At 60.2% G+C, this 13303-nt stretch carries 13 protein-coding genes; 6 read left to right on the top strand and 7 right to left on the bottom strand.

Going from position 1 to position 13303, the window contains the following annotated elements; all coding sequences use genetic code 11:
• Positions 1 to 49 precede the first annotated feature (49 nt).
• Together pncB and GSQ94_RS16960 are read left to right on the top strand one after the other, a co-directional pair.
• On the top strand, positions 50 to 1354 hold the full coding sequence (pncB, locus tag GSQ94_RS16965; RefSeq protein WP_158945049.1) for a nicotinate phosphoribosyltransferase: 1305 nt from the start codon (positions 50 to 52) through the stop codon (positions 1352 to 1354).
• A 132-nt stretch (positions 1355 to 1486) separates the two neighbouring features.
• On the top strand, positions 1487 to 2422 hold the full coding sequence (locus GSQ94_RS16960; protein ID WP_158945048.1) for a S1/P1 nuclease: 936 nt from the start codon (positions 1487 to 1489) through the stop codon (positions 2420 to 2422).
• A 5-nt stretch (positions 2423 to 2427) separates the two neighbouring features.
• Here the strand turns inward: GSQ94_RS16960 and GSQ94_RS16955 are convergent, their stop codons facing one another.
• Entirely contained in the window at positions 2428 to 2991 is a 564-nt protein-coding gene (locus GSQ94_RS16955; RefSeq protein ID WP_254063939.1) for a DUF2062 domain-containing protein, read from the bottom strand.
• Between the two features lie 73 nt (positions 2992 to 3064).
• Here GSQ94_RS16955 and GSQ94_RS16950 point away from each other — a divergent pair, with 73 nt between their 5' ends.
• The 3 genes from GSQ94_RS16950 (at position 3065) to GSQ94_RS16940 (ending at position 5600) form a co-directional block, all read left to right on the top strand.
• Positions 3065 to 3838, top strand: coding sequence for a 1-acyl-sn-glycerol-3-phosphate acyltransferase (locus GSQ94_RS16950; protein ID WP_158945047.1), 774 nt, complete (start codon positions 3065 to 3067; stop codon positions 3836 to 3838).
• A 120-nt stretch (positions 3839 to 3958) separates the two neighbouring features.
• On the top strand, positions 3959 to 4771 hold the full coding sequence (locus GSQ94_RS16945; protein WP_158945046.1) for a GNAT family N-acetyltransferase: 813 nt from the start codon (positions 3959 to 3961) through the stop codon (positions 4769 to 4771).
• Position 4772: 1 nt separating this feature from the next.
• Entirely contained in the window at positions 4773 to 5600 is an 828-nt protein-coding gene (locus GSQ94_RS16940; RefSeq protein WP_158945045.1) for a 1-acyl-sn-glycerol-3-phosphate acyltransferase, read from the top strand.
• Here the strand turns inward: GSQ94_RS16940 and udk are convergent.
• The 4 genes from udk to GSQ94_RS16920 form a co-directional block, all read right to left on the bottom strand.
• On the bottom strand, positions 5541 to 6215 hold the full coding sequence (gene udk, locus GSQ94_RS16935; RefSeq protein ID WP_158945044.1) for a uridine kinase: 675 nt from the start codon (positions 6213 to 6215) through the stop codon (positions 5541 to 5543). The two genes, GSQ94_RS16940 and udk, sit on opposite strands and share 60 nt — an antisense overlap.
• Positions 6216 to 6264: 49 nt before the next feature.
• Positions 6265 to 7173: a purine-nucleoside phosphorylase gene (locus GSQ94_RS16930; RefSeq protein WP_158945043.1), complete on the bottom strand. Its 909-nt coding sequence runs from the start codon at positions 7171 to 7173 to the stop codon at positions 6265 to 6267.
• A gap of 112 nt (positions 7174 to 7285) precedes the next feature.
• On the bottom strand, positions 7286 to 8524 hold the full coding sequence (locus GSQ94_RS16925; RefSeq protein ID WP_158945042.1) for a NupC/NupG family nucleoside CNT transporter: 1239 nt from the start codon (positions 8522 to 8524) through the stop codon (positions 7286 to 7288).
• A gap of 194 nt (positions 8525 to 8718) precedes the next feature.
• Positions 8719 to 10593 (bottom strand): sigma 54-interacting transcriptional regulator, encoded by a 1875-nt coding sequence (locus GSQ94_RS16920; protein ID WP_158945041.1) that lies wholly within the window; start codon positions 10591 to 10593, stop codon positions 8719 to 8721.
• Between the two features lie 334 nt (positions 10594 to 10927).
• Here GSQ94_RS16920 and GSQ94_RS16915 point away from each other — a divergent pair, with 334 nt between their 5' ends.
• A complete protein-coding gene (locus GSQ94_RS16915) occupies positions 10928 to 11356 on the top strand; it encodes a hypothetical protein (protein WP_158945040.1) in 429 nt (142 codons plus the stop codon).
• A gap of 85 nt (positions 11357 to 11441) precedes the next feature.
• Here the strand turns inward: GSQ94_RS16915 and GSQ94_RS16910 are convergent, their stop codons facing one another.
• Both GSQ94_RS16910 and GSQ94_RS16905 read right to left on the bottom strand, forming a co-directional pair.
• Positions 11442 to 12833, bottom strand: a complete 1392-nt coding sequence (locus GSQ94_RS16910; protein ID WP_158945039.1) for a thymidine phosphorylase — start codon at positions 12831 to 12833, stop codon at positions 11442 to 11444.
• A 29-nt stretch (positions 12834 to 12862) separates the two neighbouring features.
• Complete coding sequence (locus GSQ94_RS16905; RefSeq protein WP_158945038.1) at positions 12863 to 13288, bottom strand: cytidine deaminase; 426 nt, start codon at positions 13286 to 13288, stop codon at positions 12863 to 12865.
• Between the last annotated feature and the right edge of the window lie 15 nt (positions 13289 to 13303).

Genomic DNA, 13303 nt, shown 5'->3' with positions numbered 1-13303 from the left:
AGGGCCCAGGCTCACGACAACGACGATCCAGGAAAGACGGAGCCGGAAGATGAATGTGAACTTTGCGGAGCGGGCGCATAACCATAACTGGAAGCTGGACCCGATTGTACGGTCGCTGCTGGATACGGATTTTTACAAGCTGCTGATGCTGCAGTTTATCTGGAAGAACTTTCCTGCGGTTCATGTGACCTCGGAGGTTACAAACCGGACGGTGGCGGTTCGGCTGTCGGAGCAGATTCCGATGACGATGCTGGTAGACCAGATGGAGCATGTGCGAGGGCTGCGATTTCGCAGATCGGAGATTATCTGGCTGGCTGGCAATACGTTTTATGGGACGCGGACGATCTTTGAGCCTGCGTTTCTGGAGTGGCTGGAGCGGGATTTTCGGTTATCCGACTACACGGTGACGGAGAATGACGGGCAGCTTGTGATTCGGTTTGAAGGTTTGTGGACCGAGGTGACGATGTGGGAGGTGTACGGGCTGGCGCTGGTGAGCGAGATGAAGACGCGGGCTGCGTTGAGTACGTTGAGCGAGCTGGAGCTGGATGTGTTGTACGCGCGGGCGAAGACGAAGCTGTGGGAGAAGATCGAACGGCTGCGGACGATGCCAGAGGTGAGGATCTCGGAGTTTGGGACGCGGCGACGGCACAGCTTTTTGTGGCAGGAGTATGTGGTGGAGGTGATGAGGGTGGCGCTGGGGGCAAGCCTCTCTGGAACGTCGAATACGTTTCTGGCTTATAAGCATGACCTGGAGGCGATGGGGACCAATGCGCATGAGCTGCCCATGGCGATGGCCGCGCTCGCTAAGAGTGATGAGGAGCTGCATGAGTCGCAGTATCGGGTGCTCGAGCTTTGGCAGAAGAGCTATGGTGGCGAGCTGCTGATTATGCTGCCGGATACTTTTGGGACGACGCAGTTTCTAGAGGGCGCACCGGATTGGGTGGCGGATTGGACAGGACAACGGTGTGACAGCAAGGATCCTTTTATTGCCGGGGACGAGTATGTTGCGTGGCTGACGGCGCATGGGAGGGATGCGAAGAAGAAGCGGCTGATCGCCTCCGATGGGTTGGATGTGGACGATATTCTTCGGCTGCATGAGTACTTTCATGGGCGGATACGGTTTAGCGCTGGGTGGGGGACCTTGTTGACGAACGACTTTCGCGGGTGCCATCCACGCGGAGAGACTACGTTGGAGCCGATCAGCCTGGTTTGCAAGTTGATGACGGTGGAGGGAAGGCCTGCGGTGAAGCTTTCGGATAATGCGCGGAAGGCTACCGGGCCTGCGGAGGAGATCTTGCGGTATCGGCGGGTGTTTGGGAGTGTGGCTGTAACGGGCGCTTTGATTACGGTTTAGTTGGCCTGCCGGCCGGGCCCGCTACGCGCGGGGCGGTCACTTCGTGACTTGTATACCTTTTTGTGATTTTGCTGGGTCTCGTGTTGCTCGTCTGTTTATTTTTTGTTGGGGGGAGCCTCGTATACTTTTTGCATGAAGAGAGTGATGGGTGCGGTTCGGGTTGCGGCAGCAGTTGCCTTGTTGCCGGTGATGCTGGTTCAGCAGGGTATGGCATGGGGCCGGGATGGGCATATGATGATCAACCGGTTGGCTGGGGCTGCGCTGCCAAATGATGTGCCGGAGTTTTTGCGGTCGAAGCAGGCGTTGGATGCGCTGGAATACTATGGGCCGGAGCCGGACCGGTGGAAGTCTCCGCTGGAGCCGGAGCTGAATGCGGCGGGATTTCCGGAGCACTTTATCGATCTGGAGTGGGCGGACCTGGTAGGGGAGCTGCCACGGCGACGGTACGACTATGTGAGGGCGCTGGCGTTTGCGCAGAAGTCGCACCCGGATCTGGCGTTGACACCGGAGAAGGTTGGGCTGCAGCCCTATGTGACGGTCGAGGTGTGGGAGCGGCTGAAGAGTGCGATGCGGGACTATCGCGCTTTGAAGGACGCGCACAAAGATACGAAGCCATCGGAGTGCGAGATTGTGTTTCTGGCTGGATGGCTGGGGCACTATGTCGCGGATGGCTCACAGCCGTTGCATACGACGATTCAATACAACGGGTGGACGGGGCCGAATCCGCAGGGATATACGACGGAGCACAAGATTCATGCTCAGTTCGAGTCGACGTTTGTGACGGCGAATGTGAAGCCGAACGAAGTAGCTCCTTTGATTACGGAGAAGCCGGTGGTGCTGGGGGATGTGTTCACGGACTACATGGCTTACCTGCGGCATACCAACTCACTGGTGGAGAAGACGTACCAGTTGGAGAAGACCGGGGCGTTTGCGGGCGCTGGGACGCCGGAGGGTAAGGCGTTTGCGGAAGAACGGCTGGCAGCGGGAGCGACGGAGCTTCGAGACATGATCTATTCTGCGTGGGTGAAGAGCGCGGAGCCTCTGCCGCCTTCGAAGTGGGCCGATTAGGAGAGTTATTTTTCTGCTTGCTTCGTTGCGGAGAGGAGCGGGTATTGGTGGTGTTCTACGCGCTTGAGAAGCCGGCGGAGGATTGGTGTTAGCGCGAGCGCGAGGATTGGGATGGCGAGCGCTGCGAGGAGAGCCCAGAGGAGAAAGGCGTGCCACTCCCACAGCCAGAGCTGACGGGAGAGAGCGATGGGGTGCTCGCGCGCGGCGCGAAGAAGCTCTGGCGCCGAGAGAGGCATGGGCGCGGTGTGAAAGAGGCGGCTGGCTGCGCGGATGAAGGGGATGACGAGAATCAACTCCAACGGGTAGACGATGTGGTTGGCGATCTGCGAGGCGGCCAGGTTGAGGCGGAGGACGAAAGCAATGGCGAGGCAGAGAAGGGTGGTGCTACCGAGGATGGGGTTGATGCCGATGAGGAGGCCGACGGCGAGGCTCCAGGCTAGTTTTTCTGGTGAAGCACCCATGCGGAGTAGAGCAAGGATGGGAAGAGCGACACGGCGATAGAGCCAGCTGTGATGTGCGGGGGCTGGAGCTTCGGAGCCGACGTTGAGATTGGATTCGCTGGGTTGCACTGATGACAGGATAGACTGCGCAACGAGGGCTGATGTGGTGGGGCCCGGTTTGCGAAAGCGAGGATTCGATCTGGTGAACTTTTTTCGGGCTGCGTGGCGGAGTGTTCGGCTGGTGGGAATGTTTGCCAGGGCAGGCGCGGAGCTGGTCGTGACGCGGCCTGCGACGCGGGAGCAGAGAGCGGCGTGGCTGCATCGTTTTTGTGCGCGGGCGATGCGGGGGCTGAAGATTGAGATCGATGTGTCGGGAAGCTTTCCGACGCGCGGTGCGGTGATCTCGAACCACCTGAGCTATCTGGATATCGTGGTGTACGCGGCGCTGCACCCTTGCGTGTTTGTGTCGAAAGCGGAGATCAAAAGCTGGCCGGTGGTGGGGTGGATGACGACGATGTCGGGCACGGTGTATGTGGCGCGGGGGCATGGCGGATCGGCGATGAAGGCGCGCGAGGGGATGCAGGCAGCGGTGGATGCGGGGTTGCCGGTTGTCTTCTTTCCGGAGGGGACGACAACGAACGGGAGCGGAATGCTGAAATTTCATAGCGGCCTGCTGGCGCAGGCTATTGATGGGGGTGCGCCGGTGACGGCGGCTCATATTCGCTATGGGTTTCGAGAGCAGAATGGGCCGGATGTGAGTGTGGCGGACGATGTCTGCTACTGGGGCGACAGGGACATGCTGGGGCACATCTTTACCTTTCTTGGGCTGCGCGGGGTGCGGGCGGAGGTGCTGTTTGCGGATGAACCGATTGAGTTTTCGAGTGATGCGCTTCACCGGAAGCAGGCGGCGATAGAGGCACGAGCGGCGGTGACGGCGCTTGCGACGGCTCACCCCTTGGGGGAGAAGAACGAGTAGCGTGGCAGATGCATCATTTTTGATTCAACGAATGTTCACTTGCCGTGAACATTCTGTAACAGAAGACGAAGCAGACTGACATCGAACGCACCACATTCCTGGAAGTTACAAGGAGAGTCGATGCCAACAGTACTTAAGTCGCGGTCTGCCGTACTGCTTCCGAATAGAGCTGCATCTCCGGAGCTGCCGTCGAAGAAAGATATTCGGCTGGAGGCGGGAGAGTATGTTGTGCGGCTGGCGCTGAGCGAGGGGGAACGGGCTGCGGCGTACAGGCTGCGATTTCTGGTGTTCAACCTGGAGATGAATGAAGGGCTTGAGGCTGCCTACGTGGATGGATATGACAAAGACCACTTCGACGATGTGTGCGACCACCTGATTGTGACAGAGAGAAACACCGGCGCGATTGTGGGGACGTACCGGATGCAGATGGGCGATGTTGCAGGGAAGTACTTTGGATATTACAGCGAGCAGGAGTTTTGCTTTGCGCCATATGAGTCGATGCGATCGCAGATTGTGGAGCTGGGCCGGGCGTGCATCCATCGGGAGCATCGCTCGCCGGAGGTGCTGCACCTGTTGTGGAGGGGGATTGCACGCTATGCGCTGGTGAACGGCGGACGGTACATGATGGGATGCTGCTCGCTGACGTCGCAGGATGCGGAGATGGGGCACGCGGTGTATGAGTCGCTGCGGAGCTGCATGGTAGAACCGGCGCTGCTGACAGTGGCGACACCGGCATTTCGGTTGCCTGCGGCAACGGTGACGATGACAGAGGTGCGAGCACCGAAGCTGCTGCGAGCGTACCTGACGATAGGGGCGAAGATATGCAGCGAGCCGGCGATCGATCGCGACTTCAAGACGATCGACTTTCTAACGCTGTTGGATCTGCAGACGCTGCATCCGCGCGTGGCAAAGAGATTTCTCGAGGGTTGCTGAGGTGAGTCGGACGATTGCGCTCTGGCGGTTTACGCGCTCGGTTTGGCGGAGCTTTTTATTTGTGGGCCTGCTGGTAGCGGCGGTGGTGGACTGCCGGGTGCGGCGACCGAGGGTTGGCGCTGAAGGCGCGGTGTGGATCCATGGATGGTGCCGACGGATTGTGCGAGTGCTGGGGTTCGAGTGCAGCGTGGAAGGGCGCGTGCCGAGTGGTGGTGCGGTGGTGTCGAATCACCTGAGCTACCTAGATATTCTGCTGTACAGCTCGGTGCAGCCGTTTGTGATGGTGGCGAAGACGGAGGTTCGTGGATGGCCGCTGCTAGGCTGGCTGACGGCACAGGCGGGAACGGTGTACGTGGAACGGGGCGGTGGGCCGCCGACTTATCCGCAAGTGAATGCGGCGATGGCCGAGGCCTACCGAAGCGGGTTGCCAGTGTTGTTTTTTCCTGAAGGAACGACGACGCCGGGGGGCGGGGTGTTGCCGTTTCGCCGGGGGCTGTTTCATTCGGTGCTGAAAGATGAGATTCCACTGCGGGTTGCGGCGCTGCGGTACGCGCTTGATTCGCATGTGGTGAATGGCGACGCGACGGTGGGGGAGGATGTGTGCTGGTGGGGCGATATGGAGTTTGCGCCGCACATGTTCCAGTTTCTTGGGCTGCAGGGACTGCAGGCGCAGATACGGTTTGGCGAGGAGATCATTGAGCGGGTCGATCGGTTTGTGTTGTCGGAGAGCGCGCAGGGGGCAGTGGCGGAGATGTATGAAGAGTTGGGATTAGAGGCTGGGGCGAGACTGGGTTGGGAGCACGACTCCGAGCTGGTGGAGGCGCTTTAGAATCTGCTCGACGGACCAGTCGAGGGCATCTGTGCCTTCCACGGTTACAGAGGCGTATGCGGCTGAGGGGAGTACGTACTTGTCGGCCATTGGCTTTGCGGTGGCATCGAATTGGGCGCGAACACTCTCTTCGGTGCGACCACGCTCGCGCATGTCGCGATAGATGCGGCGGTTGAGACAGATCTGGTTTGGGGCGTCGACGTAGATGCTGAAGTCGTAGAGGGTGCGGAGGTCTTCATAGTGGAGGGCGAGGATGCCTTCGATGATGAGGAATTCGGCAGGGTGGATGAGCTCGGTCTGGTTGGGGATGCGGGTGTGGTTGGCGAAGTCGTAGATGGGGCGATGGATGGGTTGATAATTTGCTAGGGCGTTGATGTGCTCCACGAGCAGGGTGTGTTCGATGGAGTCGGGATGATCGAAGTTCTGTAGCGGACGCTGGTCCAGCGGCAGGTGGCCGAGGTCGCGGTAGTAGAAGTCGAGGGGGAGGAGAGTAGCTTTGAACTGCTGTGTGAGCTCTTTGGCGAGGGTGGTTTTGCCGGAGCCGGAGCAGCCGGCGATGCCGAGGATGAAGGGACGGCGGGGGAGGCTAAGTTGCTCGGATGGGAGGCTCGGCATGCGTATCTTCTGATGGTTGAATTGCGTGTAGAGATTGTTACGGTTACGGTTACGATTTTTTACCTGCCACTAACTGTTCCATGGTGATCTGGGGAATGAGCGCGGTGAGGAGGCTGGTGAACTGCGTTTCGACACGGCGGCCAGTCTCCATGACCTCTTCATGGTCGATGGTGTCGGCGGTCTCTTGTCCATAGGATGGGATTCCTGCGGCCATGTTGGTGACCAGGGACAGGCCGAGGATTTCGAGGCCCATGTGGCGCGCGACGATGACTTCGTGCACGGTGGACATGCCGACGAGGTCCGCGCCGAGGGTGCGGAAGGCACGAATCTCGGCGGGGGTTTCGAAGCTGGGGCCAAGGACGGCGAGATAGACGCCTTCGGTGAGGAGAAACTCCTGGCGGGCGGCCTCTTCGATGGCGAGGGTGCGGAGGCGGAGGGAGTAGGCGGTGGACATATCGAAGAAGCGCTGGCCGGCACCGGGAATCATGCTGAAGCGAGGTTCGTTGGGGCCGAGTGCGGCGTTGGTTCCTGTGAGGTTGATGTGATCGGAGATGACGACGATGGAGCCTTGCTGCAAGGTTGTGCGAATGCCGCCGGCGGCGTTGGTGACGATGAGGGTCTTGCAGCCGAGGAGGCCGAGGACGCGGGTGGGGAAGGTGACTTGCGCCATCTCGTAGCCCTCGTAGGCGTGGACGCGGCCCTGCATGACGGCGACGGGAACTCCGGCGATGGTGCCAAGGACGAGGTGGCCGGAGTGGCCCTGGACGGTGGATTGCGGGAAGTGAGGGATGTCGGCGTAGGGGATGCGGGTGGCTGATTTGACGTGGTTGGCGAAGTTGCCGAGACCTGAGCCGAGGATGATACCGAGAGATGGCAGGAGCGGGGTCTTGTTGCGGATGTAGTCGGCGGCGGATTGGGCTTTGCTGTAGAGGTCAGTGGGCTTATTGGTCTCAGTCATCTCGATCCTTGCGGCTTCGTCTTTCAATAAGAGTAACTCGACTGCCGAGCGGAAGGCTTGGCGGACGAGCCGGTTTTGAGTCGGAGGAGATTTTAGCGTGGTTGATCCGGGTTTATTTGAGGAGCATGGAGACGATGCTGGCGGACATGAGATTGGCCATGGTTCCGGCGAGCATGGCGCGCAGGCCGAGTTGAGCAAGGTCGTTTCGGCGGTTGGGGACGAGTGCTCCGATGCCTCCGATCTGCATGCCGATGCTGCCTACGTTGGCAAAGCCGCAAAGGGCGAAGGTGGCGATGGAGAAGGTTCGGGGAGCGAGTGCGGACTTGATGGCGCCGAGCTGAGTGAAGGCGACGAACTCGTTGATCATGGTGCGGGTGCCGAGGAGGTTGCCGATGGTGCGGGCGTCGTGCCAGGGGATGCCGATGAGCCATGCGATGGGGGCTCCGACGACTCCGAGGATGGCGTTGAGGGAGTGCGGGAAAGGAATGTGGCCGTGAGCCCAGGCGAAGTTTGAGATGCCGAGCATGATGGCGTTGAAGAGGCCGACGAGAGCGACGAAGCTGATGAGCATGATGGCGACGTTGAAGGCGAGCTGGCCGCCGTCGATGGTGCCACGGGCTACGGCTGCGATGAAGTTTTCGTTCTTGTGCTCTTCGTTGGGCGGCATGTGAACGGTGCCGGCGGTGGCGGGGACTTCGGTTTCGGGGACGAGCATCTTGGCTACGAGGATGGTGCCGGGGGCGGTCATGATGACGGCGGAGAGCAGATCCTGGGCGTTGATGCCGAAGCTGATGTAGGCGGCCATGATGCCACCGGAGACATGAGCCATGCCTGAGGTCATGATGACCATGAGCTCGCTGCGGGTGGCGCCGGCGAGGAAGGGGCGGATGGTGAGGGGGGCTTCGGTCTGGCCCATAAAGATGCTGGCGGCGACGTTGGTGCTCTCGGCACCGCTGGTTCCCATGGTGCGCTGCATGATCCAGCTGACCCAGCGGATGATGATCTGCATGAGGCCGATGTGGTACATGATGGCGAAGAAGGCGCTGACGAAGATGATAGTGGGGAGGACGGCGAAGGCGAGGACGGCGAGCGGGTCGCCAGGGGTGCCGAGGCGTCCGAAGACGAGTGAGGAGCCGTCGGCGGAGTGGGCGAGCAGCGAGGTGATGACGGCGGAGACGGAGTGGAGGATTGCCTGGCCGGTGTTCCACTTGATGACGAGGAAGGCGAAGAGGATCTGCAGACCTAGTCCCCAGATCACGGTGCGCCAACGGATGGCGCGGCGGTTGGTGGAGAAGGCGTAGGCGAGGCCGAGGAAGACGATGAGGCCGAGCAGACCGGTGAATCGAGACAAAGGCTTCGCTCCTACTGCAGAGGTGAATACGTTTGGGTGCTTGGGTTGAGTGTACCGGGAGGGAGGGGATGGGGCCTAAGGATTTCCTGTTTGGTGCTGGTTTGCAGTTGATGCGGAGACGAGGAGTGGCGACCGGAGCGATGAGATGCGGGTGCTTCTCCTTCAACGAAGCTCAGGGTCAGAAGGTGAGTTCTCTAGGTTGAATCGGATTTCAGATTGAGGTTTCGCGCGAGGCGGTGGAGGTACTTGGGATGAATGCCGAGGGAGCGCGCCGCCTCTGGGTAGTTGCCCTTTGCTTCGCGGAGTGCGTTAACGAGGAGGTCTTTTTTGGATTGGTTGAGGACGTCGTGATATTTCGCTCCCGCAAGCTTTGAGGACTGTTCTTCAAGGATGACGTTGGGAAGATCTTCGGCGAGGATCTCGTCGGTGAGGCCGAGGACGATGGCGTGCTCGATCGCGTTCTCGAGTTCGCGAACGTTACCCGGCCAACTGTAGCCCATGAGAAGAGAGCGTGCTTCGGACGAGATGCCTTTGAAGGGACGCTTGTTTTTGGCCGCGTACTTCGACGCGAAGAAGAGGGCGAGGAGAGGAATGTCTTCTCCGTGCTCGCGCAGCGGCGGGACGGCGACCGAAACGACGTTGAGGCGGTAGTAAAGATCCTGGCGAAACTCGTTGGACTTGATGGCCTGTTCGAGATTTTTGTTGGTGGCGGCGAGGACCCGGGCCCGAAAGGCTACGGAGTGGGTTCCTCCAACCCGCTCGAACTCTCTTTGCTGCAGGACTCGCAGGAGCTTGGCCTGCATGGGCGGGGCGAGTTCGCCGATCTCATCGAGAAAGAGTGTTCCGTCTTCCGCGGCTTCAAGCTTTCCTTTTCTCATGCCGAGCGCGCCGGTGTAGGCTCCCTTCTCGTGGCCGAATAGTTCGCTTTCGAGAAGGGTCTCCGGGATGGCGGCGCAGTTGATGGCGATGAAGGGCCGTTCGCTTCGGGGGCTGCTCTGATGGATGGAGCGCGCGACGACCTCTTTGCCGGTGCCGCTCTCTCCACGGATGAGGACGGTGGAGTCGCTCTGAGCGACGCGGGAGACGAACTCGCTGACTTGACGAATCTGCCGGCTCTCACCGACGAGGTTCGTGACTGGGTTGAGCTGCTTCTTCAACTGGGAGTTCTCTGTGCGCAGTGAGTCGAGGGCGAGGATGTTTTCGAGAGTGACTGCTGCAATGCGGGAGACCGAGTCCAGGAAGTTGATGTGCTCTTCGAGGAAGGGTGGCGCGGGAGGTGCGGAGGTGAGATAGAGGACACCGATGGTTCTTTCGATAGCGACGAGGGGAAGACAGAGTATGTTGTGCGAGCTGCCTGACTGCGGGTCAGCGCTTCTGGTGATCGGGGTACGCTCCCAGAAGGCCTGATGAACGAGGTCGCGCTGAATCTCAATGGCTGTGGCGGCATCTGACTGACGGGTCCAGCTACAGATGTCTAAGGTCTCTTCTTCAAAGTCAGTGAGCAGGACGACGGCTCCTTCGTCTGCGGGGACGACTTCGAAGATGAGTTGGAGAAGTTCTCGCTGCAGAAGTTGAGAGTCGCGGATGGAGTTGATGACGCTGCTGATTCTGAAGAGGGCCGCGAGGTCGCGCGCCATGCGTCCGACTTCGATGGAGAAGGCCGGGAGTCCGGCGGGAGGTTTGATGTGCGTGGTCTGCGAGGAGGGGCCGGAGAGATCGCTGGCGCGTCGCCTGGGGATGGGAAGCGCGGGGACTGGAAGCGCGTCGCTCTCGCGTGTGAGGAAGAGAAAGTCGGCGGCGCCGATGCGAATGGTGTCGCCGTCGTCGAGTGCCCTGCGCAAGACGGGCATTCCGTTGACGAAGGTTCCACTCCTGCTGCCAAGATCAACCAGTTCATACTGTCCACTTTGTTCGCTTATTGGCTTGATGGTGCAGTGGGTTCGGGAGACCGTGGGATCGTTGAGGCATAACTGGTTTGTTTCGAGTCGACCGATGGTGAGGGGCGCGTCGATCAACTCTCGTCTGACGCCGCTTGTCGAGCCTGAGATGGCGAGGAGCCGCGGATTCATCGGGGCCTCCGTTGAGTGAAAGTGTAGCTGAAGACGGCAATCGCCGCGATTGACGGGACGCCGGGAACCGATCGGATACCCGAGGGGAACCATTCGGATACCAACAGTAGCCAATGTAAACGGAGGCAGCGGCTGCATGGGCGGAGGGATTTGGGCTATCTCGTTGCAAATGCGTGGGGGGATTTTGTTTGAGGTGCGTTTGGCCGGCTTTGGCTATGCGCATGCAATATATCCGGGCGTAACAGCAAGCTCAGGAGAGAACGAATTCCAGAGATTAGATGAAACGGAAGATCAAAGGGACCCCGAGGGAAGAACCCTCAAAAAGGAGAACGTCATGAAAAACCTCACCGCAGTTGCTCTCTTCGTCGCCGCCGGTTTTGTCACCGCTGGTAGTGCCTTGGCTCAGGATCACAAAGTCACGGCAACCATTCCTTTCAACTTTACGGTTAATGGCAACTCGCTTCCCGCCGGGAGCTATACGGTTGGCTCCGACATCAACTCTCCAAGGATCCTGACTCTCTCAGATCGCGCGAAGGGGGTTTCTGCGATGGTCATCACCGTTGCCGATGCGGATGCTTCGGATGGCGGCAACAAGCTGGTCTTCCATCGCTACGGCAATCAGTACTTCCTGAGCGAAGTACGCACAGCGAATGCCTCGATGAACTGCCATCTTCCAACGTCGAAGCAGGAGAAGAACGCGAGAGCGCAGACCCAGGAAGCCTCCCTGCGCGTCAATCACGATGTATTGATCGCTCTTAAATAGTTGCTCACGAAGGATGGAGCACGGCCCGGGGCAATTGTTCCCGGGTCTTTCTTTTTTGTGCATAGTACGCAAGTGCAGAGCCGGATCAGATCGTGGGGCTTGTCTTCGCGATGACTTCGCGGAGAAGTGGTTTGAGCTGGGGTGGGGCTGGGGCGATGTGAAGGGTTTCGCGGAGCATGGCTTCGGGCTCGTCGAGCAGCGAAGCGTCTTCCGAGAAGAGGGTGACGAGCGGTTGACCAGTTTTGATCTCATCGCCTAGTTTTGCGTGCATCTCGATGCCAGCGTGGGCGCTGACAGGATCGCCGGGTTTGGCGCGGCCTGCACCGAGGCGTTGGACGGCCCAGCCTACCTGTTTGCAGTCCATAGAGCTAAGGTATCCGGAGTGAGTTGCGGTGAGGGTGCGCGAGGCTGTGGGCTGATGGTGGGCGGCAGAATCGTGAAAGACGGAGACGTCGCCGCACTGGGTGGCGACCATTCTGAGCCACGCTTTGAAGGCGTCACCGCTGAGGAGAATCTCATCGGAGAGCTTCGCTCCTGCTTCGGGAGTGGCGGAGTGGCCCGCAAAATGAAGCATCCAGCCAGCGAGGATGTTTGAGAGTTCGATGAGGTCGGAGGACATGGGATGTCGCTTGTTTTGAAGGATGTCGACACACTCCCAGACTTCGACCCAGTTGCCAGCGAAGCGGCCCAGCGGCTCATCGTGGTTGGTGAGCAGGGCGACGGTGCGTGTGCCGGAGGCTTCGCCGGTCTCGACCATGAGTTGGGCGAGGAGTTTGGATTGCTCGTAGGTGGGCATGAACGCGCCGCTGCCTACTTTGACATCGAGTACCAGGGCCTTGAGGTCTTCGGCTAATTTCTTACTCATGATGCTCGCGCAGATGAGGAAGGGAGATTCGACGGTGCCGGTGTGGTCGCGGAGAGCGTAGAGGATGCGGTCGGCGGGGACCAGGCGTGGGGTTTGGCCGACGAGAGCTGCGCCACATTTTTTGAGGGTCTGACAGAACTGGTCGAGGGTGAGTTGAGTGTTGAAGCCGGGGATAGTCTCAAGCTTGTCCAAGGTTCCACCGGTGTGGCCGAGGCTGCGACCGGAGATCATGGGGACGCAGATGCCGGGAGTGCCGGCGCTGTTTGGAGAGGCGAGACCCGCGGCGGCGAGGATGGGCGCGACGAGGAGCGAGGTCTTGTCGCCGACGCCGCCGGTGGAGTGCTTGTCGACGGTGAAGGTGTGGAGGGGAGCGGCGTCGAAGGTCTCGCCGGAGTGACGCATGGCGTCGGTGAGGGTGGCGAGCTCCTGCGGATTGAGACCGCGTTGGAAGACGGCCATGAGGAAGGCTGCGATCTGGGCGTCGGTGACGAGCTGCCTGGATAGTGTGCGCTCGACGAGGGCGTGGATGAAGACCTGGATCTCGGCATCGGTGAGGACATGGCCGTCACGTTTATGGAGGATGACGTCGATGGGGTGGATGGTCTGTGTCATGGGATTGTATCTGATGTAGTTACGAATTTTTAGAGGAGGAAGGCGGCGGGGAGAAGTTGCGCCATGGTGGCTTCGGCGCGTGCGCCCCGTTCGGCGGGGTAGAAGACTATGGTGTCTGGGCTGCTGAACTCGTGGATGGTCTGGCGGCAGGCCCCGCAGGGCTGGCTGGCGGTGGCGTTGAGGTTGGCCACGGCGATGGCGCGGATGCGAATGCCGGGGCCGCGAAGAGCGACGGCGGCGGCGATGGCCGTCTGTTCCGCGCAGGTGGTGAGGCGGTATGAGGCGTTTTCGACGTTGCAGCCGGTGACGATGGTGCCGTCAGTGAGGAGGACGGCTGCGCCGACGCGGAAGTTGCTGTAAGGAGCGTAGGCGTGGTGAGCGACGGCGATGGCCTGCTGCTGCAGATGGTCGATCTGGGCAGAGGTGAGGCCAATGGGGTGTTCGACAGAGGACATGATGGAGTGAGGCTA

The sequence above is a fragment of the Granulicella sp. S190 genome (assembly GCF_009766095.1).
GTDB lineage: Bacteria > Acidobacteriota > Terriglobia > Terriglobales > Acidobacteriaceae > Edaphobacter.
The sequence above is the reverse complement of the archived record's forward strand: the minus strand, read 5'-3'. Positions and strand labels throughout refer to the sequence as shown.